The sequence below is a fragment of the Methylobacterium sp. XJLW genome (assembly GCF_003254375.1).
GTDB classification, from domain to species: Bacteria; Pseudomonadota; Alphaproteobacteria; order Rhizobiales; family Beijerinckiaceae; genus Methylobacterium; species Methylobacterium fujisawaense.
In genome coordinates this window covers 314837-341162 of the sequence record NZ_CP016429.1, presented here as the reverse complement: position 1 = coordinate 341162, position 26326 = coordinate 314837, and the positions used below count along the sequence as shown (strand labels likewise).

Genomic DNA, 26326 nt, shown 5'->3' with positions numbered 1-26326 from the left:
TACGCCTGTCGAGCGCACAGCGGAGCCGCCTTTGCCGCAGATCAACGTGACCATTGATGGCCGCTCTTACCGCATGGCCTGCGGGGAGGGGGAGGAGGCGCATCTCACCGGCCTCGCCGCCACCCTCGATGGGCGCATCGGCGAGATGCGCAAGAGCTTCGGCGAGATCGGGGACATGCGCCTTCAGGTCATGGCGGCGTTGACCATCGTCGACGAGCTCGCGGAGCTGCGCATGCGGTACGCGACCCTAGAGACCGACGTCGCGGCGCTGCGCGCCGCTGCCGAGGCTGCCGAGCGCGGGCGAGCGGAGGATGCCGAGCGGGCGGCCGTCGGAATCGGGCGGGCGGCCGAGCATATCGGAAAGCTCGCCGACGCGCTCGGCGGGGTGAGTCCGCGCACGTGAACGACACCACGTGAACGAAAAGGAGCCGGACGCCTGCACTGTCGAACCGGTTCGCATTCCGACGCCGCGCGCGAGCCATTCGCGGACCGCAATCCGACCCCGGCGGCGCCGACAGCGGCGGGATTGCCGGGAAGCCTCACCCCCTCTGGACTGACGTGGATGCGGGCACGACGCCGGTCCCCTTGAACACGACCGTCACCGGCTGCCGGTGCTGATCGACCGTTCGAGGCCCTTTCGGTTCGTGGTCGGACTGGTCTTCGCGCAACCGTGAGACCGTCCGGGGCCGGGTTGCCGCGCCGGACCGATCATCGCCGCCGAAAACCTCATTCCGTCTCGGCGATGTAGCGCCCCAGCGCCGCCGCCGCCCGGAGCATGTGCGCGCGCATTCGCCGGGCGGCCGTCTCGCCGTCCCCTTCGGCGATCGCCGCCAGGATCTCGCCGTGTTCCTCCCGCGAACGGCGGATCCGGTCGGCGTGGCGGAGCTGCGTGCGCCGGAACGCGGCGAGGCGCTCGCGGATCGCCAGGGCCTGCTCGGCCATGAAGCCGTTGTGGGTCGCCGTGTAGAGCGCCTCGTGGAAGGCGCGGTTGAACCGGTCGTAGGCGTCGACGTCGCCCGCCTCGACCGCCTTGGCGGATTCCTCGTGAAGCTCCATGAGCTCCCCGCGCTCCAGGGGCGTCATCCGGTAGGTGGCGAGCCGGGCGCACATCGCCTCGATCTCGGCGGTCGTCTCGAACATGTCGGCGATCCGCTGCGGCGTGAGGCGCACCACCACGACGCCCCGGCGGGGCCGGATCTCCACGAGCCCCGAGGCCGCGAGCTGGCGCAGCGCCTCCCGGACGGGCGTGCGCGACGCGCCGTAGCGATCGGCCAGGTTCTGCTCGTCGAGGGCCGTGCCGGCCGCGATAGTCCCTGACGCGATGGCGTCGGTGAGCGCGTCGCGGATCCGGTCCGAGAGCAGCCCGCTGTCGATCTTCTGAAAGTCGCCGTGCATCCGCCGTTCCTCAATCATCCCATGAGCGGCGCCTGCCAGTCTTCGGGAAGACGATGCGGAACCATACCCTAATCCGCACGGGCGAATCCGCATCGCGACCGGACGCGCCGGAACGAAGCCGCTTCAGCCGACCAGGGCCCGCACCGTCAGGAACAGGATCGAGGGGCCGACGAGGCAGCCGATTCCGGTGTGGAACGTCGCCGTCAGCGCGCCGTAGGGGACGAGCTTCGGATCGGTCGCCGCGAGGCCGCCCGCGACCCCGCTGACCGTGCCCATCAGGCCACCATACGCCATCGCGGAGCGCGGGTTGTCGAGGCCGATCAACCGGGCCACCAGGGGCGTCCCGACCATGACCATGACCGCCTTGGTCACCCCGGTCGCGATGGACAGCGCCATCACGGTGGAATCCGCGCCGATCGCCGCGCCGGTGACGGGCCCGACGATGTAGGTGATCGCCCCCGCGCCGATCGTCGTGATCGAGACCGCGTCGTGATAGCCGAAGGCCACGGCGGTCAGGGTGCCGACGATGAACGGCAGGATCGTCCCGAGGGCGAGGGCCAGGACGCCCAGCAGGCCCGCACGCCGCGCCTCGATCACGTCCACCTCGAAGGCGGTGGCGACGATGGCGAAGTCGCGCAGCATCGCCCCGCCCATCAGGCCGATCCCGGCAAGCGCCGGGATGTCGGCGAGGCCCTTCTTCCCGCCCGTGTAGAGCCCGCCGAGATAGGCGAGTGCCAGCCCCAGCACGATCGCGATCGCGGAGCCGTGGACGCGGCCCTTGGTGAGGCGCTTGGCGGCGTAGTTCGAGACGAGGATCAGCGCGCCGACCACCGCGAAGGCGGCCACGAGGCTCTGCTCGACGAAGACGTGCTCGATGCCGTGCCAGATGTCGTGTCCCATGGCGTTCACCCCTTCCTGGCGCCGGGCGCGGCGGCCGGCGCCACCGCTTCGGGCTCGGCGTCGCCGCCGATCACGGAGCCGCCATGCTCCACGGCGTCGCTGCCGGGATCGCGCCGTCCGATCCGGCTGAGCAGGGCGACGGCGCCGAAGCACAGGACCAGGGAGCCTGTCGCCGCGATCAGCACGATCGGACCGCCGCTCACGGCCGCCACGACGTTCTGCTGGGCCGCCATGGCGACCACGATCGGGATGTACATCCCCGCCCAGAATTCGACGCCGAACTGGACCCCTTTGGTCAGGCGACCCCGGTGCGACAGCCACAGGCGCGCGGCGATGAGCAGGATCATGGCGATGCCGACGCCGCCGACATTCGCCTTGACGCCGAGAGCGAGGCCAAGAAGGTCGCCGAGATACACGCCGATCAGCGTGGCGGCGGCGAGCAGGGCGACACCGAGGACGATCATCGGCGTTGCCCGTTCACTGGAGCGGCGCTTCCGGCCGCATCCGACGGCCGTGTGGACGCGTGCAACATGGCGCGTTCCCTTCCCGGATCGGCCTCGGGGGCCGTTGCGCGAAGTATGCAATATGTTCACACGCACGCAATCCCGTATACGAAACTGTGATTGCGCCGGGTTTGAAAATACCGGAACAACCGCTAGATATCATTTAGTACACCGGTTGGAGCACGCGGATGGGCGAGTGGCGCGGTGAGAGGCGGGCGCGGGACGCGCGCATCGCGGCGGGGCGCGCCCACGCGGACGGCAAGGTCGTGCCGGCCGGGGCCGTGGTCGACCTGCTGGAGTCGATCCTGCGGCCCGGCGACCGTGTCTGTCTCGAGGGCGATAATCAGAAGCAGGCCGACTGCCTCGCCCGCGGCCTGAGCGCCTGCGATCCCGACAAGATCCACGACCTGCACATGGTCCAGTCGGGGATCGTGCTGCCCGAGCACCTCGACGTGTTCGAGACCGGGATCGCGAAGCGGCTCGACTACTCGTATTCCGGTCCGCAGGGCGCCCGCATCGCCAAGATGCTCTACGGCGGCCAGATCGAGCTCGGCGCGGTCCACACCTACCTGGAGCTGTTCGCCCGCTACTTCGTCGATCTGACGCCCAACGTGGCGCTGATCGCCGGCGTTTCGGCCGACCGGAACGGCAACCTGTATACGGGGCCGAACACCGAGGACACGCCGACCGTCGTGGAGGCGACCGCCTTCAAGAACGGCGTCGTGGTCGCGCAGGTCAACGAGATCGTCGACACGGTGCCGCGGGTCGACATCCCGGGCGACCGGGTGGACTTCGTGGTCGAGGCCGACACGCCGTTCTACGTCGAGCCGCTCTTCACCCGCGATCCGGCGGCGATGACCGAGACCCAGATCCTAATCGCCATGATGGCGATCAAGGGGATCTACGCCGAGTACGGCATCCGCCGGCTGAACCACGGAATCGGTTTCGGGACCGCGGCGATCGAGCTGCTGCTGCCGACCTACGGCGAGAAGCTCGGCCTGAAAGGCAAGATCGCCACCCACTGGGCGCTCAACCCGCACCCGACCCTCATCCCGGCGATCGAATCCGGCTGGGTCAAGCAGGTCCACTGCTTCGGCTCCGAGGTCGGGATGGACCGCTACATCCGTGAGCGGCCCGACATCTTCTTCACCGGCGCGGACGGAAGTCTGCGCTCGAACCGGGCCTTCTGTCAGACCGCCGGTCTCTACGCCTGCGACATGTTCATCGGGGCGACGCTCCAGATCGACCTGATGGGCCATTCCTCGACCGTCACGCAGTCCCGGGTGGCGGGTTTCGGGGGCGCCCCCAACATGGGCTCGGACCCGCATGGCCGGCGCCATCCCTCCGATGCCTGGATGAAGGCCGGCCGTGAGGGCCAGATCGTCGGCGACCCGGCGCTGATGCGCGGGCGCAAGCTCGTGGTGCAGCTGGTGGAGACCTTCGGCGACAAGCTGGTCCCGACCTTCGTGGAGAAGCTCGACGCCCTCGAACTGGCGAAGAAAATCGGCCTCGAACTGGCGCCGGTCATGATCTACGCCGACGACGTGACCCACATCGTCACCGAGGAGGGTATCGCGAACCTCCTGCTCTGCCGGGACGCGGACGAGCGCGAGCAGGCGATCCGGGGCGTCGCCGGCTACACCGAGGTCGGTCGCGGCCGGGACCGGACGAAGGTGGAGGCGCTGCGCGCCCGGGGTGTCATCCGTCGCCCCGAGGATCTCGGCATCGAGCCCCTGGACGCCGACCGGGCGCTGCTCGCCGCGAAGTCGATCAAGGATCTCGTGCATTGGTCCGGCGGGCTCTACGAGCCGCCGGCCCGGTTCCGTAACTGGTGAGCGGCGCGCGATGAAGGGTGCTCTGGCAAGGAGCCGGCCATGGAATCTCTGACCTTCCGCCACACCACGAAGAAGCCGCTGCCCGGCTCGGTGCCGAGCGCGATCACCGGCGTCGTGGCGTCCGGCAACTTGGAGATTCTTCTGGAGCGCGTCCTGCCGCCGGATGCCTGCGAGGTGGCCATCGAGACCCCGATCGCCGGCTACAGCGACGTCTGGGAGGCGGTGGTGGCCGATTTCGTCGCCCGGGCGCAGCCCGGGGGCCTGCGCATCAGCATCAACGACGGCGGTGCCCGCCCCGACACCGTGTCGCTGCGCCTGCTCCAGGGCGCGCGGCTGATGGAGGCCTGACCATGGCTGGCGACCGCGCCGCGAGCATCGATCCGGACGCCCTGAGCTGGTACGAGGCCACCGCCCGCCAGCGGGTGCTGGCGCTCACCGATCCGGGAAGCTTCCACGAGTTCCTGCCGCCGACGGAGCGGCGCATGAGCCCGCACCTGCCGCTGTTCGACCTGCCGCGCGCCTTCGACGACGGCATCGTGGTCGGCCGCGCGCGCCTCGACGGCGAACCGGTCCTGATCGCCGCCCAGGAGGGCCGCTTCATGGGCGGGGCCTTCGGCGAGGTGCATGGGGGCAAGCTGGTCGGCCTGCTCCGGGCGGCCCTGGCGCTGAAGCCGAAGGCGGTGCTGATCCTGTTCGACACCGGCGGCGTCCGCCTGCAGGAGGCCAATGCCGGCGAGACGGCCATCGCCGAGGCCATGCGGGCCATCGTCGATGTGCGCGTCGCAGGCATCCCGGTGATCGGGCTGATCGGCGGCCGGGCCGGCTGCTACGGCGGCGGCGGCCTGATCGCCGGCACCTGCTCGCGGCTCGCGGTCTCGGAGGGCGGCCGCATCTCGGTGTCCGGCCCCGAGGTCATCGAGACCAACAAGGGCGCGGAGGAATTCGATTCCCGCGACCGGGCGCTGGTCTGGCGCACCATGGGCGGCAAGCACCGCCGCCTGATCGGGGGTGCCGACGCCTTCTGCGCCGACATCGTCTCGGCCTTCCGCAAGGCCGCCCGCGATCTCGTCGGCCGCGCGCCGGCCTTCGACCTGGACACCCTCGAAGCCGAGCAGGCCCGCCTGGAAGCCCGGATCGACCGGTTCGGCGATTGCCGCGACGCCACGGATGTCTGGGCCCGCCTGGGTGTGAACGATCCCAAATCCGTGCCGGCAATGGATACGGACGCCTTCGCGGAGACCGTGGCACGAAGCCCGGAGGCCGACCATGACGCTCGCTGAGATCCTCGCCTCCCTCTTCCCGCAGGGCCACGCGGTCGCGGTGCGCGAGGGCCTCGTGACCGGCACCGGTCCGTTCGGGGACGGCCCGATGCACGTGGTGGGCATCGACGGCGACACGCCCCTCGGCGTCGACGGGGCGCTCGTCCTGTCGCGCGCCGTGCTCAATGCCGTGCGCACCGGCGACCGCGCGCCGATCCTGGTGGCGGTGGATTCCGACAGCCAGCGCATGAGCCGCCGTGACGAGCTTTTGGGTCTCAACGAATGCCTCGCCCATCTCGCCAAGGCGCTGCTCCTGGCGGACCGGTCGGGCCATCCGACGATCGGGCTGATCTACGGCCACTCGGCCGCCGGCGCCTTCATCGCCACGGCCCTCGCGACGCGGGTCCTGGCGGCGCTGCCCGGGGCCAATCCCAGCGTCATGGATCTGCCGTCCGTCGCCCGGGTGACCAAGCTGCCCCTCGACACCCTTGAGGAGATGGCCAAGTCGACCCCCGTCTTCGCCCCCGGCCTCGACAACATGGTGGCGGCCGGTGCTGTCCACGTCGTTCTGGACCAGGACCGGCCCCTTGGCGGCCAGATCCGCGCGGTGATCGACACGATGGAGGCGGAGGACGTCCGCGACCGGCTGGGCGCCGAGCGGGGCGGCCGCCCGGTCGCCCACACCGTCGCGGCGGCCGTCGCCGATCAGGCGCGCCTTGGCTGAGCCCTTCCGACGCCACGACCTCGTCCGCGTCGATCCGGCGGCCTGGGACGCGTGGCGCGCGGACCGGCCCGATCTCTGCGCCGTCCCCCATCTGGAGGGCTGGGCCGCGGCGGGCCGGCCCTTGATCGTCCGCCGCCGTGTTCCCGGTGAGACCGGCGACGCGGTGCCGCTCGGCCTGCCGCTGCCGCCCGCGGACGGCAAGCGGCGGATCGGGCTCGCCCTGCCGGCATCCGCGCTGTCGCCCGTACCGGCGGTGAGCCTCGCCGAGGCCGCCGCCGACGCCCCGGCGTCCTGGGGTCCGGCCGTCGACGCCCTCACGGCGCTCGGCCGACGGCACGGCCTGGTGCCGCGCCCCTTCGGCAGCCTCCTCTGGCAGGCTGTCACGGGCCTCACCTACCTGAGCGCCGCCTCCGACCTCGACCTGCTCTGGCCGTGCCGAGTTCCGGTGCCGGTCGGTCTTCTCGACGGCATCGCCGCCGTGGCTGGGACGGCACCGATGGGCATCGATGGGGAGATCCTCCTGCCGGACGGCGCCGGTCTGCACTGGCGCGAACTGCGCGACGCGCCGGAGGACGGTTCGGTGCTCGCCAAGAGCCTGGACCGTCTGGCCCTGCAGGCGGTCGCGGGCCTGCGCGGCCAGAGCCCGGCATGACCCTCGCGATCCTCCTCTCCGGCCAGGGCGGCCAGCACCCGGCCATGTTCGACCTCACGGCCGATCATCCGGCCGCGCAGGACGTGTTCGCTTCCGCCAGACCGCTTCTCGGCGGCACCGATCCGCGCGACCTGGCCCGCGCGGGCGGCGACAACCTGCAGGCGAACCGGACCGGTCAGATCCTGTGCTGCGTCGCCGCCCTGACGGCGTGGCGGGCGCTGGCCGGGGCGGCATCGGACCGCTCGATCGTGGCCGGCTACAGCATCGGCGATCTCGCGGCCTGGGGCGTCGCCGGACGCCTCGACCACGCGGACGTGCTCGCTCTCGCTGCGCGACGCGCGGAGGCCATGGATGCCGCCTCCGGCGCGGGGTTCGGGCTGGCGGGGATCCGCGGTCTGAGCCTCGACGCGCTCGCGGATCTTGCGGCACGCCACGGTTGCCACATCGCCATCCGCAACGCGGCCGACAGCGGCGTCGTCGGCGGTCCGCGCGAGGCGCTGGCGGCGCTGTGCCGGGATGCGACCGGCTCGGGCGCGCAGCGGGCCGTGGTCCTGCCCGTCCACACGCCGTCGCATACGCCCCTGTTGGATGCCGCAACGGTGGCCTTCCGGGACGCGCTCGCCGCGGTGTCGCCGCGCCGTCCGCCGGCCCGCGCGCCGCGCCTTGTCAGCGGGCTGGACGGGAGCACGGTGTTTCGCGACGCGGACGGTCGCGAGAAGCTGGCGCTTCAGATCTCGCGCACGATCGACTGGGCCGCCTGCCTTGAGGCGTGCCGCGAGTACGGCGCGGACCGCGTGCTCGAACTCGGGCCGGGGCATGCCCTCGCCACGATGGCCCGGGCCGCCCTCCCGGCGGCACGCGTCCACGCCGTCGAGGAATTCCGCTCGCTCAGCGGTGTGACGGACTGGCTCGCGCGACCTTAGTCACGCCGCACATATGCCGCACATCCATTGCGGTTGGCCGTGCCTCTGCGACGCTAGTCTGGTGATGGGCCAGTCCGGCCCCGCTCGCCTGGCACAATACTGATGTCGACACCTCGCCTTGACGCGCGGCCCGTTGCGGTCGTAGCAGCCGGGCATCTTCGGGACGGGACGGGTTCATGACGGCCAAGCGAGCGCTGATCACGGGTGTGACGGGCCAGGACGGCGCCTATCTGGCGCAGCTGCTGCTGCAGAAGGGCTACGCCGTCACCGGCATCGTGCGGCGTTCCAGTCATGCCGGCGTGTTCGACCACCGGTTGAAGTGGCTCGGCATCCTCGACGATGTCGAGCTGGTCGACGGCAACCTGCTCGACCTCTCGGCGCTGATGCGCATCGTCCAGGCTTCCAAGCCCGACGAGATCTACAACCTCGCCGCCCAGTCCTTCGTGACCTCGTCGTGGCAGCAGCCGCTTCTCACCGGGCAGGTGACCGGCCTCGGCGCCGCGCACATGCTGGAATGCCTGCGCTCGGTCGCCCCCCAGGCGCGCTACTACCAGGCCTCGACCTCGGAGATGTTCGGCCTGATCCAGGAGGCCAAGCAGAGCGAGTCGACGCCGTTCTACCCGCGCTCGCCCTACGGTGTGGCCAAGCTCTACGCCCACTGGATGACCATCAACTACCGGGAGAGCTTCGGGCTGCACGCGTCGAACGGGATCCTGTTCAACCACGAGAGCCCGCTGCGCGGGGTCGAGTTCGTGACCCGCAAGGTCACGGACGCGGTGGCGCGGATCAAGCTCGGCACGCAGAAGGAGCTGCGGCTCGGCAACATCGACGCCAAGCGCGACTGGGGCCACGCCCGCGACTACGTGCAGGCGATGTGGCTGATGCTGCAGCAGGACCGCCCGGACGATTACGTGATCGCCACCGGCCGGACCACGACTGTGCGGGACATGTGCGCGATCGCGTTCAAGCATGTCGGCCTGACCATGGACGACCACCTCGTCATCGACCCGGCCCTGTTCCGGCCCGCGGAGGTGGAGGTGTTGCTCGGCAACCCCGCCAAGGCGAAGGCGACCTTCGGCTGGGAGGCCGAGACCAGCCTGGAGGCCCTGATCACCGAGATGGTCGACGCCGACATCAAGCGCCTCAGCGCCAACGCCTGAGACGGCCGGGCTCGCCGGAGGCGGGCCCCGGATCCATATGGCGCGCATCCGCAGTCGGAGGAGCGCGCCGTGAAGACCTACCAGCTCTACATCGACGGGCAATTCGTCGATCCGGTCGAGGGCTCGTGGTTCGAGTCCATCGATCCCTATCGCGGTGAGCCCTGGGCCCGGATCCCACGTGCCGGGCGGGCCGATGTCGACCGGGCGGTGGCCGCCGCCAAGCGCGCCATGTGGGAGGGCCCCTGGGCCACCATGACGGCCACCGCGCGCGGCAAGGTGCTGCGCCGGATCGGCGACCTCGTGGAGCGCGAAGCGAAAGCTCTCGCCGAGGTCGAGGTCCGCGACAACGGCAAGCTGTTCGCCGAGATGTACGGCCAGACCCGCTACCAGCCGGAATGGTGGTGGTACTATGCGGGGCTTGCCGACAAGGTCGAGGGCGCCCAGGTGCCGATCGACAAGCCCGAGACCTTCGCGTTCACCCGGCACGAGCCGGTGGGCGTGGTCGGGGCGCTGACGGCGTGGAACTCGCCGCTCTTGTTCGTGGCCTGGAAATGTGCGCCCGCGCTCGCGGCCGGCTGCGCGGTCGTGGTGAAGCCCTCCGAGTTCGCCTCAGCCAGCACGCTGGAATTCGCCCGGCTCACCAAGGAGGCGGGGCTGCCCGACGGGATGTTCAACGTCATCACCGGCTTCGGCGGCGAGGCCGGCAGCGCGATCGTCGAGCATCCGGACGTTGCCAAGATCACCTTCACGGGCTCTGACGCGACCGGCGCGAAGGTCTACGAAGCGGCCGCGCGCCAGATCAAGCGCGTCTCCCTGGAACTCGGCGGCAAGTCGCCCAACATCGTCTTCGCCGATGCCGACCTGAAGGCCGCCGCCGCGGGCGCGATCTCGGGCATCTTCGCGGCCACCGGGCAGACCTGCATCGCCGGCTCGCGCCTGCTGGTTCAGAACAGCATCCGCCAGGAATTCACCGACCGACTGATCGAACTCGCCCGCACCGCCAAGCTCGGCGACCCGATGCAGGCGGACACCAATATCGGGCCGATCACCACGCCGCCGCAATACACGAAGGTGCTCGACTACATTGCGCTGGCCAAGAGCGAGGGGGCCCGCTGCGTCTTCGGCGGCAATCCCGCCTCCGGTCCCGGCGTGCTCGGCGGCCAGTTCGTGGAGCCGACGATTTTCACCGGCGTCACCAACGACATGCGTATCGCCCAGGAGGAGGTGTTCGGCCCGGTCCTGTCGATCATCGGCTTCGAGGACGAGGCCGAGGCGCTCCGGCTCGGCAACGACGTGATCTACGGGCTCGCCGCCGGCGTTTGGACGCAGGATATCGGCCGCGCGATGCGGATGTCGAAGGGGCTGCGGGCCGGCACCGTCTGGGTGAACACCTACCGGGCGGTGAGCTACATGATGCCGTTCGGCGGCATGAAGCGCTCCGGCATCGGCCGCGAGAGCGGCATCGAGTCGATCCGCGAGTTCCTGGAGACCAAGAGCGTCTGGATCTCGACCAGCCGCGACGCGCCGGAGAACCCCTTCGTCATGCGGTGATGGCAGCGGCCGCGCCGTTGCAGATCGCGGCGGCGCGGCCGGCCCTCAGGGTCGCTGGCCGGTCGCGGATGCCGCGCGGTCGGGCGGCAGGGCGAGGGATGCCAGGATGAAGCCCATGAAGAAGAGGAAATACTGGTTGACCGACAGCTCCTCGAACATCAGCGACGGGATGAGGAACAGGGCGCTGTAGGTCAGGAATGGCCCGAAGGCGGCGGGCGCCAGCAGGATCCGGCCCAGACCGGAGAGGAGCAGCAGCGCCACCGCGATGCCGCTCTGAAGCGCCAGCGAGACGAAGCCGTTATGCGGCGTCACGAGGCCGGTCAGCGCCTGAAGTTCCTCCCGCCTGGCGACCTCGCCGACGCCGAACGGGTATTCAACGACGAGCTGGAGCGCGGTCACGCCCGACAGGAACCGCTCGTCAAAATTGCCCGTGACGTTGCGATCCTCGGCAAAGCGCCGCTCGATCGCCTGGGACAGGGTTCCCGGCAGAGGGATCTCCCCCGTCACCGCCCAGGCCACGAGCAGAAGACCGAGCACACCGAACACGGCCAGCACGGCGGGCGCCTTGAGGTTCCGCCGCATCAGCAGGCCGAGGAACAGCAGCGGCATGAACAGGCCGGCGCGGTTGTTGGTGAAGGGGAAGCTCGCCAGCAGGGCCGCGAAATAGGCGAGATAGATCGCCTTCAGGCGATAGCGCAGGCTGAGCACCAGGGCCGCCGTCCCGCCCAGGGCGAAGACATGGCCGGTCTCGTTTCCCGAGGCCCAGAGGCCACCCTGCTTGTCCTGCACGAACAGCTTCAATTCCTCGTCGAGCCCGTCCGTGGGGACCGCGAGCCCGAACTTTTCGAGCTGCAGGCCCGAAGCGGCGAGTAGCAGCACGGCGAGGGAGGCGAGCAGGCCGGCGAGCAGGCCGACGCAGAACGCGTCCTCGACGCGCCGGTCGCGGAACATGACCAGCAGGATGAACGCCTGGACCACGTAGAGCAGGAGGACGAGGGTCAGGTAGACGTCGCCGGCCTGCTTGTGCGCCTTCAGCACCAGCGAGGCCGCGACGAGCGCCAGGATGCCGGCGAGCGGCGCGGCCTGACGTAAAGCTTCCGCGATGACGGCGCGGCGCAGCCCGAGCCAGGGGATGAGCAAAAACGGGAGAAGGTCGGACAGGCGCTGAAACGGCAGCCCGAAAGTCGAGGTCAACACGTTGAAGTTCAGGGCCGCGCCGAGCAGGAACACCGCGACGCGATCCGCCAGCAGGGACGCGGCCGGCGCACCTGTTCCGATGGGCACCGCCTGTCCCGTCATGGTCCCGCACCGTCTGAACGCGCACCCGCCGCCGATGAACCGTCTCCGCCGGCCGCGACCTTCGGCGGACAATGTCGCCCAGAAAGGTTGGCGGAGGGTGCAGATCAGGCGGCGCGACGCAGGAAGAAGCCGAGCGCCGTGCGGAGCGTGTCCCGCATGAGGAACCAGGCGAGACCCAGATAGGCCACGATCCCGGTGCCGATTGCCGCGAAGAGGCCGACCCGATCCCCGAGGGCGGCGTCGAGCGGGCTCTGGACGAGCAGCACGAGCCCGGCCATCGCGCCGGCACAGAGCGTGATCGGCGTCAGGATCCGGACGAGGCGCCCATTCGTCACCGGGACGATGCGCCCGGCACTGGCGACGATCGCGGGCGAGAACAGGTAGGCCCGGACCACGTGCCCGGCGACGAGGGCGGCGAGGCCGAAGGGCGCGGTCACGACGGCCGCCACGGCGCCGAGGCCGAACTGCGCGCCCGCGAGCCGCAGGGCCATGCCGTTCCGCCCCAGCGCCGTGAAGATCATCCACAGCATCGAGGTGGCGACGAATTCGGGGGCCAGGAACGCCAGCATCCGGAGCACCGGCGCCGCGTCGTGCCACTGATCGCCGAACAGGAAGGGGATGAGGGTCGGGGCCACGGCCGCCATGCCGAAGAAGGCGGGCACCGCCAGGAAGGACGAGGCCTCGGTGAAGCCATAGAAGGCCGTCGCCAGCTCGCCCGGCCGATCCTGCAGGCGCGCGTAGGTGGTCAATCCGACCGTGGTCAGCGGGATGACCGCCACTTGGCTCACGAGGTCGATGCAGCGCCACGCGAGGCGCAGGTAGCCGACATCGGCCGCGGACAGGAAATAGGCGGCGATCACCTCCTGGCTCCGGATCGAGGCGACGAGCAGCAGGTAGGTGCAGAACAGCCGCGAGCCGAACGCGATCTGCTCGCGCACGGAGGCAAAGTGCAGCCGCAGCGGCGGAATCCAGCGGGCCGCGACCCAGGTGAGGAGCGTGGTCGCCGTCGCGGCGACGAGGCGCTGAACCACGAGGCTCCAGACACCGTAGCCGTCGAGGGCCAGCACGAGGGCGACGGCGCCACCGAAGATGTTGGCGCCCAGCGCCCGCAGGGCGAGCTTGCGGAAGCCGAAGCTTCGCTGGAGCCGCGCCTCGTGGATCGCGCCCGCGGCCGTGATGACGAAACAGGCGGACAGCGCGCACAGGACCGGTTGCAGCGCCGGAAGGTCGAAGATCCAGGCGATCGGCCCGGACAATGCGACCAGCCCCACGGCACAGAGGGCGCCGGTGGCGAGCATGACCCAGAAGGCGGTGGCGGCGAAGTCCTCGTCGAGGTCTGCCCGCTGGACGACCGCGTCGGGCAGGCCGCAGCGGGCGACGATCTGCAGGATGTCGATGAAGACGGCGGCGATCGCCACCATCCCGAACTCAGCGGGTCCGATCAGCCGGGCGAGCACGAGGAACACCCCGAAGCTCAGGACGACGTTGCCGACGGACGCGACCGCCACCCAGCGCGCGGCGTCGAACGAGCGGCGCGTCACCTCCGCGCCGGAGGCGAGCCCAGGCTCCTCTTCTGCAGCGGCGGCTTCCGAAAGCACCGGCGCGGCGGCGCTCACGGGCGGGTTGCCCGGCGCTCGGCGACGAGTTCGGCATAGAGGTCGAGATACTTCTCGGCGACGCGCTCGGACGTCGACTCGCGGATCACGTGCTGGAAGGCGCGCTCGTCCGGGAGGTCTTTGCGCCCCCGGGCGATCACGCTTCGTAGCCGCGCCGCGAGATCGGCATCGTCGCCCGGCGTGAACAGCCATTCGGCGTTGTCCTCACCGACCAGCTCGGGGATCCCGCCCGAGGCCGCGCCGATCACCGGAACGCCCATCGTATAGGCCTCGTAGATCGTCCGCGGCGAAGGCTCGGCCCAGAACGAGGGCACGATGAGCACGTCGATGGCGCTGAGGAAGTCGGCGGGCTTGGCCCATCCGACGAACTCGATGGGGAGGCCCTCGGCCTGCGCGGTGAAACGCGCGATGGAGTCGTCCATCGCCTGGCCGGCGACGAGGCAGCGCCAGTCGCCGGGGCCGATCCGGCGGAAGGCGTCGATCATCGTGCCGACCCCCTTCTCGGTGTTGATCCGACCGAGATAGCCAAAGGTCATCGGCCGGTCGGTCCGGTCGATCTGCCGCCGCGCCGCGGGATCCCCCTCCGGGACCGTGCAGGAATAGAAGATCACCCGGCGCCGCTCGGGCGCGAGATGCGCGAACAGGCCGTGATCGACATGGGTCTTGAGGATCTCGGTGCCGACGGAGACGACCGCGTCCACAGACCGGTTGGTGATCTGCTTGGCGGCGTTCACGACCTTGCATCCCAGATGCCAGCGGTCGCACGGCTTGCCGTCCCGGAACATGGCGGCGTTGCCGCAGATCAGGTCGTACTCGCAGACCGTGTGGACGATCGGGATCCCGCGCTTGGCCGCCTCGCGCCAGACCAGGGTCGAGACGTCGAGCAGCGAGTGCGTGTTGACGATGTCGGGCCGGAAATCGTCGAGGACGCGGCCGAACTCGGCCGCGACGGCGAAATTCCATTGCTGCTTGAGCTTGGCCCAGGCGCGGCCGAACCGGGTCGCCTTGGGCCAGTCCTCCAGCCAGAAATCGTTGTGGTGCGCCATGCGGTAGACGGTGACGCCGCCGCGCACGCTCTTGGGCTCCGGGTCCCGGGCAATGCAGGCCGCTGCCACCGTGTGGCCGGCGGCGACCAGTTCCTCGGCGAGGTGCTCCACCGAGCGCTCGGCGCCGCCCACGATGTAGGGCGGATAGAGGGCACTGAGGTGCAGGATCCGCAAGGGGCCGGTCACCGCGCGTGCGGCGCCCTGATCGCTCGGCCGGTCCTGGCCCTGGGAGCGCGGCTCCTCGGTGAGGATCCGGACATAGGTCGAGGACAGGGTCGGGGTGATCATGGACGGCACTCGTTGAGGTGCGGGCGCTCCGCGTGCGCGGAAAGCTCGAGAGGCAGTTCGGGGCGGGCCGCGTCGCGGGTCGCGGCGTAGAGGGCGAGATAGGCGGCCGCGACGACGACCGGGTCGGTGCCGGCGCGGATGCGGGCGGCGCGGGCGAGCCCCTCTGCGAGGCGGGCGGGCTCCGCGACGATCCGGGCCATCGCGGCGGCGAGTGCCGGGGCATCGCCCGGTGGCACCAGCCACGGCCCCGGTCCGACCTGCTCGCCGATGCCGCCGCTGGCGGTTCCGATCACCGGGACGCCGCGCCCGTAGGCTTCCGCCACCGTCCGGCCGAAGGGTTCGGGCCAGATCGGGGGGACGACGAGGCAGTCGATGCCATCCAGGAAGGCGTCGCGCTCCGCGTAGCCCAGGAAGGTCGCGGGCAGGCCCTCGGCCCGGGCGCGGTAGCGGTCGAGCCCGTCCACGGCGCGGCCGGCAACGGAGAGGCTCCAGCCTGCCCTCGGCAGGCTCCGGCAGGCTTCGAGGAGCGTGTCGAAGCCTTTGGCGGCCTCGATCCGACCCAGATAGCCGAACCGAACCGGCGCCCCCGGAACCCGCGGACGCCGTGCCGGCGCCAGGCCGGGCGGGATCGGATTCCAGATCACCCGTCGCAGCGCCGGCGGCACGTCGTTGAAGAAACCGGCATCGAGATGGCGCTCGAGGATGTCTGAGCCCACGGCGGCCAGAGCCGTCACGGCGCGCTGACAGCGCCGGTGGATCCCACCGTAGAGGCGGCATTTGAGATGCTGACCGTCACAAGGCCGGCCGTCCCGTACCATCGCGCCGTTGGTGCAGAGACTGGTGAAGTCGTGGAGCGTGTGTACGATCGGCAGTCCGAGCTGCCGGAGCATCGGCCAAAGCGCCGGCGGCAGCTCGGAGATCGAGTGCGTGTTCACGAGATCGGGTTCGAAATTCCGGACCGCCGCCGCCATCCGGTCGAGCGTGGGTCGGTTCCACTGCGCGGCGAGCTTGTAGCGAAGGCGGTCGAGCCGCCCGCGTTCAGGCCAGTCGAGGATGTGGAAGGGCGTTCCGTGCCCGGTCCGATAGACGGTGACTCCGTCCTGAAGGACCGGCTCGCCCTGCGCCCGTGCCGCGCAGACGACGGCAACGTCATGGCCGAGGCCCGCCTGGGTCCGGGCGAGTGTCTCGACCATCAGTTCGGCGCCCCCGACCTGCTCGGGCGGATAGAGCGAGCTAAGGTGCAGGATGCGCATGCGGCACCTCCCGAGCGGGGCGCGCCGGAGCGCCGTCCCGGAGCGCGTCGAGCAGCAGGCCCTCATAGCGGCGGGCGGTTTCGGCCCAGTCATAGCGACGGACATTGTCGCGGCCGCGCGCGATCAGCGTGGCCCGGAGCCCTGGTTCGTCGAGCAGGCGGCGCAGGCCCGTGGTCAGCGCCGCAGCGTCGGCGGGATCGAAGGTCAGGGCACCGGCTCCGGCGATCTCGGGCGTCGCGGAGCGGTCCGAGCAGAGAACCGGGCAGTCGAGGGCCTGCGCCTCCAGCACGGGCAGGCAGAACCCCTCGGCGAAGGACGGGACACACAGGCACAAGGCCGCGCGGTAGAGGCCCGCCAGCCGGTCGTCGTCGATCCGCGACAGACGCGTCAGCGGCACCGGGGCGCCGCCGAGCGCGGCGGCGATCGCCTCGTCGGGATCCTCGCCCACGTGCACGATCCCGATCCCCGGCCGGCCGAGCCCGACCACGGCGCGGGCGAGGGTCGCGAAGTTCTTGTTGTACAGGGCGTTGCCGACCGCCAGCACGAAGGGCCCGGCCGGGAGTCCGGCCCGGGGCCCGTCGCGCGTGGGATCCAGCATCGCCGCGGAGGGCACGGTCTGAGCCCGTCCGCGAAGCCGGGGATAATGGTGCTCCAGATCGCGCCGGGTCGCCTCGGACACGGTGATCACCCGCGCGCTGTTGCCCAGCACCAGCCGGAAGATCGGATCGGTGGTCAGGGCCTCGCGGGAGCGGATGCGCTCGGGCAGCGTGCGAAAATAGAGATCGTGCACGACGCTCACCCGCGCGCGACCGCCGAAGGCCGCACCGTAGGGGTCGGCGTTCAGCACCACGTCGATGTCCAGGGCCCGGCACAGCCGCGGGACCACGAGGCTCTGGCGCAGGACGTCGAGCAGCATGATCCGCGGCCGCGGCACCGTCACGACCTCGACGCGGTCGCGGATCGCCGCCGGCAGCTGGTCGCGGCGCCAGGGAGAGCGGAGCACCACCGTGAATGTGCCGCGCGCGATCAGGCCGGCGATCACCCGGAAGGCGACGAGGGCGACGCCCGACGGCCGACCGGCATGCTGGCTCGGCATGTTGACGAGGACGCGCGGCATTGCGGTTCTGACGGCTCCGAGCGAGAGGGGAGGGATTGCCGGCCCGTCAGGCGCGGCCGGCGACCTGGAGGATGATGTCGGCGAGCGCGCGCTGCATCCGGTCCGCTGCGTAGCGGGACAATGCCCGTTCCCGGGCGAGATCGGTTCGCGTCGCGAAGGCGTCGGGGTTTTCGAGCAGCTCCGACAGGGCAGCGGCCAAACGGTCCGGTCGCCGTGGCGGCACCAGCGTTCCGGCCGCGCCGCCGTCGAGAATCTCCGCAGAGGCACCCGCATCCGTGGCGACCACCGGCACGCCGACGCGCATCGCCTCGACGAGGGTGCGGCCGAACGGTTCCGGATCGACTGAGGGGTGCACGACCACGTCGACCGCCTGCATCAGTCGGGGGACGTCGTCGCGCTGGCCGAGGAACGTGATCCGGTCCGACAGCCGGTACTTGGCCACAAGGTCCCTCAGATGCGCCGCGTAGGCATCCTCGCCGAAGAGCGGCGCCCCCACCACGATGCAGTGGAGGCCGGGCAGGCGCGCGAGCGCCTCGATCAGCACGTCCTGTCCCTTCCAGGGCGCGATGCGGCTGAACACGCCCACGAGCGGACCCGCCGGAAGGCCGAGTTCCGCGCGCAGCGCCGCGGCGGGCCGGGGGTCGCGGTCGAGGTCGAGGCCGTTCGGCACGATACGGATCAGGGATCGGCGTCCCCCGCCCTGAACGAAGGCCCGCGCTGCGGCTTCGGACGGCACGATCACCCGGGTCGCGCAGAGATTGGCGAGGCACACCTGGGCGATGCGCTGGGCCCGCCCGAAATGCGCGCTGTCGAGGATGTCGTGCAGGTGCCAGACCAGGGGGCGTCCGACGCAGCGCGCGGCGAAGGCGGACAGCAGGAAAGCCTTCTGCGAATTCGCGTAGACGACGTCGCAGGCGCGCGCCGCCCGCGCGATCTCCAGGGCCAGGGCGCCGAGCCGGCCTAGCACCGGCAGGGCGCTCAGGGGCGAGGCATCCCGCCGGAGAGCCGCCAGGGAGGTCCGACGCCGTGCAAGACGGATCTCCAGACCCTGCCCGCGCAGGGCGTCGGTGAGGGCGCCGTCCTCGAACAGGAAGGCGGTCGAACCCGCCCATGGCTGGACGGCGTCGCGCAGCACCAGTTCCGCTCCCGACATCGTGCCGGTGTGGCTGACGAACAGAACGCTGGGACGCGCGGCGATCCCGGACCGGGCGGCCAAAACTCGGTCGACGGAGCCACGCTCCGGAAGCGTCGCGGCGGGAAGGACGTCTGTCATCGGGCGCCCGCGGCCGTGCGTGGATCGGGCAGCGGCATCACATCGTAGGTCGTTTGGGTGCCCGGCCGGACCATCGTCATCGCGATTCCGAGCACGTGTCCGCCGGCGCGGCGCAGGTTCGCCACGGTCTCGACGGTGTCGGAGAGCTGCGAGCGGCCGTAGCGGGCGCAGCAGAGCACCCCGTCGACGTGGCGGGCGAGCGTCGGCGCGTCCATCAGGAGGCTGGTGGGCGGCGTATCGAGAAGGACGAGGTCGTAGCGGCGGCTCCAGTCGAGAAAGCCCGCCATCCGGTCGCTCATCAGAAGCTCGGTTGAGTCGGCCGTCGGCGTACCCGCCGGAATGACGTCGAAGCGTCCGGCCGGGACCACGGCTTCGGCCGGGTCGATCTCGCCGCGGAGCACGCCGCCGAGGCCCGGCCCGCGGCCGAGCCCGAGCGACGCCTCGAAATTCGGGCGCCGCAGGTCGCACTCGACGACGAGGACCCGTCGCCCGCCGGCGGCGCCGATCCCGGCCAGCGCGAAGGCCGTGAACGACTTGCCCTCGCGCGGCTTCGCCGAGGTCACCAGGATGACGCGGGACTTGCCGGAGCCCGCCAGGACGAGATGGGCGTGCAGGTTGCGCAGGACGTTCTGCATCACCGGATCGACCCGCGCCCGCGCCAGGGCCTCCGGGAGGTCGAGCGTCCGCTGACGCTCGGAGAAGCGTCCCACCAGCCCGGCTGGCTCCAGGCTGGGCAGCTGCGCGAAGACCGGGGCGCCGGTGCCGGCCATGAGCTGCGCGGAGCTGCGCACCCGTCGGTCGGTGTAGTCGCGCAGCAGCGCGGCAGCGGCGGCGAGGACGCCGGCGAGCACGAAGCCGCCCGCCAGGAACGGCACGGCCTTCGGCGAGAACGGCTCCTGGGGCAGCTCGGCGAGGCTGACCAGCCGCGTGCTGCCGGTGAGGATGCGCCGCTCGGTCTCCAGCTCGCCCGCCCGCTTCACCAGATCGGCGTAGCGGGTGCGCTTGATCTCCGCGTTGCGGACCATGCCCTCGATTGAGGCCTCGTCGTCCATGGCGGCGGCGGCGTCGGTCTTGGCGGTTTCGAGCTGGGCGCGCAGCGACTTGGCGAGGGCGTTCGACGCCTCGTAGGACTTGCGCAAGCCCTTCGCGACGTTGCCGACCTCCTGCTCGATCCGCGTGCGCAGGCTCGCCTGCTCGGTCTCGAGCGCCCGGATGACCGGGTGGCTCGCCCCGAGCAGCGTGCTCTGGTTGGCGAGCTGCGCACTGACGCCGCTGAGTTGCTGCTTCAGGGATACGACGGTCTGACTGGCCAGCACCGCCGGGGCACTGTCGGCGCCGCGAGCGCCCTTGTTCTCGATCTCGCTGAGACGCGCGGCGGCATCCGCCTTGGCCGCCTCCGCAGCGGCAAGCTGCTGGCTGATGCTGGTCAGTCGCTCGGCGCTGATCGGGGCCGTCGAGCCCTTCAGCAGGCCCTTGCGACGGCGGAAGGTCTGGATCCGGGTCTCGTCCGCGCGAATCGATGCATCGAGCTGGCTGATCTCGGCATGCAGCCAGTCGGCGGCCGCCTTCCGGCTCGAGGCCTGCGTCTCGCGCTGATCCTCCAGGAAGGCGTTGATCAGGCCGTTGGCCATCGTCTGCGCCGTGTCGGGCAGCGGCGACTTGTAACCGATGGTGATAATGCGCGAGCGGCCCGAACTCAGGACCGTGTAGCGTTTCTGAAGATACTCCACGAGGGCGTTGCGATCCTTCGTGAGCTTCGTACAGGCCGCTTCCTTCTTGGCGCTGATCTCGTCGGGATGCCCGCGGGTCGCCGCAGAGCGGCACTCGGCCATGACGGCCGCGATCAGGCCGTCGTCGATCGCGAGACGCAGCAGCCGGGGCGAGCGGATCACCAGGATCTGGCTCTCGATATCGGCCGGATCGCCGATCTTCTGGATCCAGGCCATGGAGGCGTTGTTCGCCCCGGGCTCCGCTTCGGCGACGATCACCGAGCCGCTCGCCACGTATTGGGGCTGAATCATCAGCAGGGCGGTTACGGCGAGGCCGAGGATCCCGACGAACACCGCTGCGAACAGGTAGCGGCGATGCCAGATCCGGGAGAGGGCGGCGGCCAGCGGGCCGCCGTGCATCGGCTCCTGGGGGAGGGCGCGGACCGGCGCCCGGTCGGCCAGATCGACAGTCAGGAAGGACATGCGGCGCGTCCTCAGCCGACGGCTTCGAGCCGCGGCAGGATCCGCGGGCGCGTCTCGCAGGCGGCTTGATGGAGAGCCATCTGCTGACCGACGAAGCTCGCGAAGCGGCTCCGGAACAGCTCGGCCGAGAACATCTCGGCCTGCGCCCAGCAGGCCTCACGGGTGAACAGGCTTTCCTGCTGCAGGAACCGGCCCACGCAATCGGCGATGGCCTGCGGCTCCGGCGTGTCGAAGAACATCCCGGTGCGCTGCGGGCCGCGGACCTGAACCGTCTCGCGGGCGCCGCCGCGGCCCAGCGCGAGGACCGGCGTGCCCTCCGACGTGGCCTCGACCACGATGATCCCGAAATCCTCCTCGGCCGCGAAGATGAAGGCCCGGGCCGTGGCCATGAGGCGCCGCAATTCCCCGTCGGAGACGAAGCCGGAGAACGACACGTTGGGCCCGGCGATCTCCCGCAGCCGTGCCGCATCCGGCCCGGTGCCCGCCACCACGAGTTCGAGATCGGGAAGCAGGGCGAAGGCGCGGATCACGGCCTCGACGTTCTTGTAGGGCACGAGCCGGCTGGCCACGAGGAAGTGGTTGCCGCGCGGCCCGTCGTAGCGCTGGCTCGGCAGATTGATGGGCGGGTGGATGACCTCGGCGGTGCGGCCGTAGACCTTGTGGATGCGCCGGGCGACGAAGGCGGAATTGGCCACGATCGCGTTGGGACCGGCCGCGGTGCGGAAGTCCCAGACCCGCATCCGGTGCAGGATGAGCCGGGCGAGCAGGCTCTTCATCCCGGCGTCGCAGCCGCTCTCCCTCAGGTAGGTATGCTGCATGTCCCAGGCGTAGCGCATGGGCGAGTGAATGTAGGAGACGTGCAGCTGGTCGGGTCCGGTCAGGACGCCCTTGGCCACCGCGTAGCTGCTGGAGATGACGAGATCATAGGCCGAGAGGTCGAACTGTTCGATCGCGAGCGGCATCAGGGGCAGGTAGTTGCGGTGCCGCGTCCGCGCGAAGGGCATACGCTGGATGAAACTTGTCCGCGCCTGCGTGTAGCCCAGCCGCTCCCGATCCTCTTCGGACAGGAAATCGAAGAGCGCGAAGACATCCGCGTCGGGATAGATCCGCAGCAGCTGCTCGAGGACACGCTCGGCGCCACCGACGATATACAACCAGTCGTGAACAATCGCGACACGCATCACAGCTTCCTCGTCGGCACGCCAGACGCGGGACCAATCAATACTGTCCTGCCGCCCCCGCCTGTGACAGCGAGCAAAGGCGCACTGGAAAGAGTAATGGAGACATCGGCCCTAAAAAAGGGGTCACCGCCTCGACAACAGTTGGAAATAGGCCCTGTTCAGATGTGTAATACCGAGTGTAAACTTAATTTTTATGAATTAGTAACGTTAATGATCGGCATTCTCTGCACGGTCAGCGCGTGGTTTCGGTCTATGCACTGGCAGCGCAAGCCGGTCGCGGCCTGCACCGCGGAGATCCTGCGTGGCGCAGGCTACGAGGCGATCGGCGTCGGCTGAGAGGCAGGACGCGTCCGTCGATGGAGCCGGTGTCGCAGGCCGGCGATCAGAGGGGTCTCGACATATCGGAACAGCACCTCTCCCGCGGCCACAGAGGCCGGAAACGCGATGGCGAAGATGAGAGCGGCACGCGCGTATCCGGGGGCGACGAGGAGCGCTGCGAGCTTGGCGGCGCTGTGAAGCAGCAGGTTGTGGACCAGGTAGAAGGAGTAGCTGGCATTGCCTTGCGAGAGCAGCCAGCGCGATTTCAGCGCGACGCCGCCCTGCTCCAGGAGCAGCATCGCGCCGACGACGAGGACGGCCGCGGAGCCCCAGACCAGTGGCCGGGTGAATCCAGACAATTCGGGGCTGGCGTCGAGCAGCGTGGTGGCGATCTGGCCGCCGAGGACGAGCAGCGCCGCCGCGGACAGGGCGGCACAGGCCAAGCGCCTGACCGGGAATCCCGCGGGCGGGATGCCGAGGCGCAGATAGGCGTAGCCCAGGCCGATGCCGGCGGCGAACTCGATGATGATCGGCTTCGTGTAGTAGGCCCAGTACAGGCCCGGGACGGGCAGAAGTCCGAGCAGGATCAACGCGAGGAAGATTGCGGCCGCGCCCAGCGCCCGGACGGCGGGCTTCGGCACCAGCAGCAGGCCCGCGAAGATCACGTAAAAAAACATTTCGTAGTTGAGCGTCCAGCCGACGGAATTCAGAGGCTCGATGAAGCCTCCGCGGGAAAACGGCAGGAACAGCAACGACTGGATGAGGTAGTCCGGCCGGACCTCCATGATCCCGATGGGCTTCAGGCCGGTCAGCGCGATGAGCGCCAGGCCGATCGTGACGAGCCAGTAGACCGGGACGACGCGCGACGCCCGGCGGAGCAGGAACCCACCGGGGCTCTCATGGCGGCCGCTGGTGCTCACGAACATGATGAGCCCGGACAGGACGAAGAAGACGTCCACGCCGAAGGCGCCGAAGGCCAGGAGATCCGGTCGCGGCAAAACCGGTCCGATATACAGGCCGTAATGCGTGAGGAAGACGAGGTATGACGCGACGGCACGCAGAATTTGAAGATTGTCGATCATCGCGCGCCGGCTGATGCCTGGGGCTACGCCCGGGACAGGCGAAGCCGCAACCTTATGGCCACGATGGCCCCGCCACGTCACGACAAGTCCCGAATCGTCCTAAATGGCTCCTCATCCCGAATTGACGTCATGCCGCGCATTTACGCGCGTAAGTTGCTGATTCCGCGAATTGGCGGGAGAGTCGGTCGCGAAATAAAGAGCTGGAAAGTGATCGTAAAGGTAGCGGCGGTCAATATAGCGCTCGGGCCGCGTGAGCTGCCTGGATACGCCGCGCGCATCCCCGTATCGCAACACGCGCACGGCTATTTACTATTAATCAATAGATAATTTGACGGCGGGCCGAACCGTTCAATAGCGTCGTTATGACTGGAATAGGGAGTTCCGCCTTGAACATCGCTCAGGATATCCGTGAGATCCTAGGATCGAACGAAGCCTTCGCCGGCAAGGCCGACCAGCTCTCCGAGGATGACAGCCTGTTCGATCGCGGGCTGGATTCGTTCGGCTCGGTGCAGCTGATGTTGGCGCTGGAGGAGCGCTTCAACATCGAGTTTCCCGATGAACTCCTGAACCGCAAGTCGTTCTCGTCCATCCGCGCGATTCGCGAGGCCGTCTCCACGCTGATCCAGCAGGAAGCCGCATGAGCACGTTTGCCGCGCGCGCCGAGCGGGTGGCGGCGGTGGCGGCGCGTCACGCCGACGCCGTCGATCGCGAAGGCCGCTTCCCCGAAGAGGCGGTGGCGGCGCTGAAGGCCGAGCGCCTCCTCGGTCTTCAGATCCCGGGGCAGTTCGGCGGCGAGGGGGCTGGGCTCGTCCAGATCGCCGAGCTGTGCAGCACGCTCGGCCAGGCCTGCAGCGCGGCCGCGATGGTGTTCGCGATGCACCACATCAAGGTGTCGAGCCTCGTGACCCATGGGCTCGACAGCCCGTGGCATGGCCGCCTGATGGAGCGGATCACCCGCGAACAATTGCTGGTCGCCTCCTCGACCACCGAAGCCGGCATCGGCGGCGACCTGCGCAACAGCCTCTGCGCCGTGGAGACCACCGGTGAGGTCTTCGCCCTCGGCAAGGACGCGTCGGTGATCTCCTACGGCGCCCGGGCCGACCTGATCCTCGCCACGGCCCGGCGCCATCCGGACGCGGCGACGTCCGATCAGGTCCTCGTCGCGCTGATGGCCGATCAGATCTCCCTGGTGCGCACGGGGGATTGGGACACCCTCGGGATGCGCGGGACGTGCAGCGACGGCTTCCGCCTGGAGGCCCGGAACGTCCCGGTCGAGCAGATCCTGCCGAAGCCCTTCGCGGAGATCGCCGCCCAGTCGATGCTGGCCTCGTCGCACCTGCTGTGGAGCAGCGTGTGGTACGGGATCGCGACCTACGCGGTGGACCGCGCCCGCGCCTTCGTGCAGGCCGAGGCCCGACGTCGGCCCGGACAGGTCCCGCCCACGGCCCTGAGGCTGGCCGAGGTCTCCAACGCCCACCAGGCCATGCGGGGCACCATCGTGTCGGCCCTGCGCCGCTTCGAGGATGCGCACGGGGACGCCGACACGATCGGCTCCGTCGGCTTCTGCGTGATGCTGAACAACCTCAAGGTCACCGTCTCCGACATGGCGGTCGAGATCGTGCGGGGTGCGCTCGCGATCGTCGGTCTCGCCGGATACAGGAACGACACGCCCTTCAGCCTGGGACGGCCGCTGCGCGACGTCCTCTCCGCACCGCTGATGATCGGCAACGATCGCATCCTCGCCAACACCGCCAAGCTCCTGCTCGTGCAGAAGGGCAGCGGCCAGCTCATGAGTGCGTGATGGAATCGATCTCCTCTCCCGCCGGCGACGTCCTCCCCGAGGACGAGCCGGCCGGCGGTCCGACGTTCCTCGACCGCCTGTTCGACCACGGGCTGCTGGTCCGGACCGGCGTCGACGGCCTCTACGGCCGCAGCGGCGGCTTCGAGAGCGTCGTCGACGCCCTCGACCGGATGATCACGCGTCTCGGCGCCGCCGAGGGGGCCGAGGTGCTGCGCTTCCCGCCCGCGATGAGCCGGTCGGCCTTCGAGCGCAGCGGGTACCTCAAGGGGTTCCCGAACCTCGCCGGCACCGTCCACAGCTTCTGCGGCGACGCCCGCGGCCATGCCGAGATCCTTGCCTGTCTGGAGGCCGGGACCGACTGGACCGGCCAGCAGGAGGCCACCGACGTCGTCCTGACGCCCGCGGCCTGCTACCCGGTCTATCCGGTGGCTGCCGCCCGGGGGGCGCTGCCCGCCGCGGGCCGCCTCTTCGACCTGCAATCCTATTGCTTCCGGCGCGAGCCCTCGCTGGAGCCGACCCGGATGCAGCTCTTCCGCATGCGCGAATACGTGCGCATGGGCAGTCCCGAGCAGGTTCTGGCCTTCCGCGAGTCGTGGCTCGAACGCGGCACGGCGATGATGCGCGACCTCGGTCTTCCGCTCGCCATCGACGCGGCCAACGACCCGTTTTTCGGGCGCGCCGGCCGGATGCTCGCCAACAACCAGCGGGCGCAGGGCCTCAAGTTCGAACTGAACGTCCCGGTCAACAGCGTCGACAAGCCGACCGCCTGTCTCAGCTTCAACTATCACCAGGACCATTTCGGCAGCACCTGGGACCTGCATCAGGCGGATGGCACGGTCGCCCATACGGCCTGCGTCGGCTTCGGCCTGGAGCGGATCACCCTGGCGCTGTTGCGCCACCACGGGCTCGATCTCGCCGCCTGGCCTGAGGCCGTCCGCGCCGAGCTGTGGGGTTGAGG

General features: G+C 70.1%; 25 protein-coding genes. 13 read left to right on the top strand and 12 right to left on the bottom strand.

From position 1 onward, the window contains the following. The first annotated feature begins 31 nt into the window (after positions 1-31). The gene (locus A3862_RS01470; RefSeq protein ID WP_043345206.1) at positions 32-403 is read left to right on the top strand and encodes a cell division protein ZapA; all 372 of its coding nucleotides are present in this window, start codon (positions 32-34) and stop codon (positions 401-403) included. Between the two features lie 323 nt (positions 404-726). Here A3862_RS01470 and A3862_RS01465 read toward each other — a convergent pair whose 3' ends face one another. The 3 genes from A3862_RS01465 to madL all read right to left on the bottom strand — a co-directional run bounded on the left by A3862_RS01465 (position 727) and on the right by madL (position 2759). Then, a complete protein-coding gene (locus A3862_RS01465; RefSeq protein ID WP_043380236.1) occupies positions 727-1395 on the bottom strand; it encodes a GntR family transcriptional regulator in 669 nt (222 codons plus the stop codon). Positions 1396-1518: 123 nt separating this feature from the next. Further along, a complete protein-coding gene (gene madM / locus A3862_RS01460) occupies positions 1519-2283 on the bottom strand; it encodes a malonate transporter subunit MadM (RefSeq protein ID WP_043760600.1) in 765 nt (254 codons plus the stop codon). A 17-nt stretch (positions 2284-2300) separates the two neighbouring features. Further along, a complete protein-coding gene (madL, locus tag A3862_RS01455; RefSeq protein ID WP_043755057.1) occupies positions 2301-2759 on the bottom strand; it encodes a malonate transporter subunit MadL in 459 nt (152 codons plus the stop codon). Between the two features lie 227 nt (positions 2760-2986). Between madL and mdcA the strand changes: the two genes are divergently transcribed. The 8 genes from mdcA (at position 2987) to A3862_RS01415 (ending at position 10902) form a co-directional block, all read left to right on the top strand. Next, positions 2987-4633: a malonate decarboxylase subunit alpha gene (gene mdcA / locus A3862_RS01450; protein ID WP_043755058.1), complete on the top strand. Its 1647-nt coding sequence runs from the start codon at positions 2987-2989 to the stop codon at positions 4631-4633. 39 nt (positions 4634-4672) lie between these two features. Beyond that, on the top strand, positions 4673-4981 hold the full coding sequence (gene mdcC, locus A3862_RS01445; protein WP_111473155.1) for a malonate decarboxylase acyl carrier protein: 309 nt from the start codon (positions 4673-4675) through the stop codon (positions 4979-4981). Positions 4982-4983: 2 nt separating this feature from the next. Beyond that, positions 4984-5913 (top strand): biotin-independent malonate decarboxylase subunit beta, encoded by a 930-nt coding sequence (locus A3862_RS01440; protein WP_043755064.1) that lies wholly within the window; start codon positions 4984-4986, stop codon positions 5911-5913. Continuing rightward, positions 5900-6616 carry a biotin-independent malonate decarboxylase subunit gamma gene (mdcE, locus tag A3862_RS01435; RefSeq protein WP_043350649.1) on the top strand — a complete coding sequence of 239 codons (717 nt, stop codon included), beginning with the start codon at positions 5900-5902 and terminating at the stop codon, positions 6614-6616. Before A3862_RS01440 ends, mdcE begins: the two co-directional genes overlap by 14 nt. After that, on the top strand, positions 6609-7268 hold the full coding sequence (gene mdcG / locus A3862_RS01430) for a malonate decarboxylase holo-[acyl-carrier-protein] synthase (protein WP_043755067.1): 660 nt from the start codon (positions 6609-6611) through the stop codon (positions 7266-7268). The genes mdcE and mdcG overlap by 8 nt, the downstream gene beginning before the upstream one ends. Next, positions 7265-8191, top strand: a complete 927-nt coding sequence (locus A3862_RS01425; RefSeq protein WP_043755069.1) for an acyltransferase domain-containing protein — start codon at positions 7265-7267, stop codon at positions 8189-8191. The genes mdcG and A3862_RS01425 overlap by 4 nt, the downstream gene beginning before the upstream one ends. Positions 8192-8367: 176 nt before the next feature. Next, entirely contained in the window at positions 8368-9351 is a 984-nt protein-coding gene (locus A3862_RS01420; protein WP_043755072.1) for a GDP-mannose 4,6-dehydratase, read from the top strand. Between the two features lie 69 nt (positions 9352-9420). Next, the gene (locus A3862_RS01415) at positions 9421-10902 is read left to right on the top strand and encodes an aldehyde dehydrogenase (RefSeq protein WP_043382250.1); all 1482 of its coding nucleotides are present in this window, start codon (positions 9421-9423) and stop codon (positions 10900-10902) included. A 45-nt stretch (positions 10903-10947) separates the two neighbouring features. On the opposite strand, the gene A3862_RS01410 is transcribed toward A3862_RS01415, so the two are convergent. From A3862_RS01410 to A3862_RS01375, 8 genes are all read right to left on the bottom strand, one after another. Continuing rightward, positions 10948-12186 carry a hypothetical protein gene (locus A3862_RS01410; RefSeq protein WP_236961656.1) on the bottom strand — a complete coding sequence of 413 codons (1239 nt, stop codon included), beginning with the start codon at positions 12184-12186 and terminating at the stop codon, positions 10948-10950. Between the two features lie 119 nt (positions 12187-12305). Further along, positions 12306-13817 carry a lipopolysaccharide biosynthesis protein gene (locus tag A3862_RS01405; protein ID WP_043382244.1) on the bottom strand — a complete coding sequence of 504 codons (1512 nt, stop codon included), beginning with the start codon at positions 13815-13817 and terminating at the stop codon, positions 12306-12308. Then, positions 13814-15037 (bottom strand): glycosyltransferase family 4 protein, encoded by a 1224-nt coding sequence (locus A3862_RS01400; RefSeq protein WP_043760601.1) that lies wholly within the window; start codon positions 15035-15037, stop codon positions 13814-13816. The genes A3862_RS01405 and A3862_RS01400 overlap by 4 nt, the downstream gene beginning before the upstream one ends. 110 nt (positions 15038-15147) lie before the next feature. Then, positions 15148-16404 (bottom strand): glycosyltransferase family 4 protein, encoded by a 1257-nt coding sequence (locus tag A3862_RS01395; protein ID WP_043755077.1) that lies wholly within the window; start codon positions 16402-16404, stop codon positions 15148-15150. Beyond that, positions 16385-17521 carry a glycosyltransferase family 4 protein gene (locus A3862_RS01390; protein ID WP_053608985.1) on the bottom strand — a complete coding sequence of 379 codons (1137 nt, stop codon included), beginning with the start codon at positions 17519-17521 and terminating at the stop codon, positions 16385-16387. The genes A3862_RS01395 and A3862_RS01390 overlap by 20 nt, the downstream gene beginning before the upstream one ends. Positions 17522-17567: 46 nt before the next feature. Further along, positions 17568-18794, bottom strand: a complete 1227-nt coding sequence (locus A3862_RS01385) for a glycosyltransferase family 4 protein (protein WP_078947050.1) — start codon at positions 18792-18794, stop codon at positions 17568-17570. Beyond that, a complete protein-coding gene (locus A3862_RS01380) occupies positions 18791-20986 on the bottom strand; it encodes a GumC family protein (protein WP_111473154.1) in 2196 nt (731 codons plus the stop codon). The genes A3862_RS01385 and A3862_RS01380 overlap by 4 nt, the downstream gene beginning before the upstream one ends. A gap of 11 nt (positions 20987-20997) precedes the next feature. Further along, positions 20998-22167 (bottom strand): glycosyltransferase, encoded by a 1170-nt coding sequence (locus A3862_RS01375; RefSeq protein WP_043755085.1) that lies wholly within the window; start codon positions 22165-22167, stop codon positions 20998-21000. Here A3862_RS01375 and A3862_RS30960 point away from each other — a divergent pair. Then, a complete protein-coding gene (locus A3862_RS30960) occupies positions 22147-22503 on the top strand; it encodes a hypothetical protein (protein ID WP_124262914.1) in 357 nt (118 codons plus the stop codon). The two genes, A3862_RS01375 and A3862_RS30960, sit on opposite strands and share 21 nt — an antisense overlap. Here A3862_RS30960 and A3862_RS01370 read toward each other — a convergent pair. Then, entirely contained in the window at positions 22479-23567 is a 1089-nt protein-coding gene (locus A3862_RS01370) for an acyltransferase family protein (RefSeq protein WP_111473153.1), read from the bottom strand. The genes A3862_RS30960 and A3862_RS01370 overlap by 25 nt on opposite strands. A 386-nt stretch (positions 23568-23953) precedes the next feature. On the opposite strand from A3862_RS01370, the gene A3862_RS01365 reads away from it, so the two are divergent. Genes A3862_RS01365 through A3862_RS01355 form a run of 3 tightly spaced genes read left to right on the top strand, consistent with a single transcriptional unit; the run spans position 23954 to position 26324 of the window. Next, complete coding sequence (locus A3862_RS01365) at positions 23954-24208, top strand: acyl carrier protein (protein ID WP_043353394.1); 255 nt, start codon at positions 23954-23956, stop codon at positions 24206-24208. Then, positions 24205-25368, top strand: coding sequence for an acyl-CoA dehydrogenase family protein (locus A3862_RS01360; protein WP_043755091.1), 1164 nt, complete (start codon positions 24205-24207; stop codon positions 25366-25368). The genes A3862_RS01365 and A3862_RS01360 overlap by 4 nt, the downstream gene beginning before the upstream one ends. After that, the gene (locus A3862_RS01355; protein ID WP_193376712.1) at positions 25368-26324 is read left to right on the top strand and encodes an amino acid--[acyl-carrier-protein] ligase; all 957 of its coding nucleotides are present in this window, start codon (positions 25368-25370) and stop codon (positions 26322-26324) included. Before A3862_RS01360 ends, A3862_RS01355 begins: the two co-directional genes overlap by 1 nt. Positions 26325-26326 lie beyond the last annotated feature (2 nt).

Coding starts and splice junctions, on each gene's coding strand:
- A3862_RS01465 (WP_043380236.1), bottom strand. CDS start 1,395: ATGCACGGCGACTTTCAGAAGATCGACAGCGGGCTGCTCTCGGACCGG.
- madL (WP_043755057.1), bottom strand. CDS start 2,759: ATGATCGTCCTCGGTGTCGCCCTGCTCGCCGCCGCCACGCTGATCGGC.
- mdcA (WP_043755058.1), top strand. CDS start 2,987: ATGGGCGAGTGGCGCGGTGAGAGGCGGGCGCGGGACGCGCGCATCGCG.
- mdcC (WP_111473155.1), top strand. CDS start 4,673: ATGGAATCTCTGACCTTCCGCCACACCACGAAGAAGCCGCTGCCCGGC.
- A3862_RS01440 (WP_043755064.1), top strand. CDS start 4,984: ATGGCTGGCGACCGCGCCGCGAGCATCGATCCGGACGCCCTGAGCTGG.
- mdcE (WP_043350649.1), top strand. CDS start 5,900: ATGACGCTCGCTGAGATCCTCGCCTCCCTCTTCCCGCAGGGCCACGCG.
- A3862_RS01425 (WP_043755069.1), top strand. CDS start 7,265: ATGACCCTCGCGATCCTCCTCTCCGGCCAGGGCGGCCAGCACCCGGCC.
- A3862_RS01420 (WP_043755072.1), top strand. CDS start 8,368: ATGACGGCCAAGCGAGCGCTGATCACGGGTGTGACGGGCCAGGACGGC.
- A3862_RS01395 (WP_043755077.1), bottom strand. CDS start 16,404: ATGCGCATCCTGCACCTTAGCTCGCTCTATCCGCCCGAGCAGGTCGGG.
- A3862_RS01390 (WP_053608985.1), bottom strand. CDS start 17,521: ATGCCGCGCGTCCTCGTCAACATGCCGAGCCAGCATGCCGGTCGGCCG.
- A3862_RS01385 (WP_078947050.1), bottom strand. CDS start 18,794: ATGACAGACGTCCTTCCCGCCGCGACGCTTCCGGAGCGTGGCTCCGTC.
- A3862_RS01380 (WP_111473154.1), bottom strand. CDS start 20,986: ATGTCCTTCCTGACTGTCGATCTGGCCGACCGGGCGCCGGTCCGCGCC.
- A3862_RS01375 (WP_043755085.1), bottom strand. CDS start 22,167: ATGCGTGTCGCGATTGTTCACGACTGGTTGTATATCGTCGGTGGCGCC.
- A3862_RS01370 (WP_111473153.1), bottom strand. CDS start 23,567: ATGATCGACAATCTTCAAATTCTGCGTGCCGTCGCGTCATACCTCGTC.
- A3862_RS01360 (WP_043755091.1), top strand. CDS start 24,205: ATGAGCACGTTTGCCGCGCGCGCCGAGCGGGTGGCGGCGGTGGCGGCG.
- A3862_RS01355 (WP_193376712.1), top strand. CDS start 25,368: ATGGAATCGATCTCCTCTCCCGCCGGCGACGTCCTCCCCGAGGACGAG.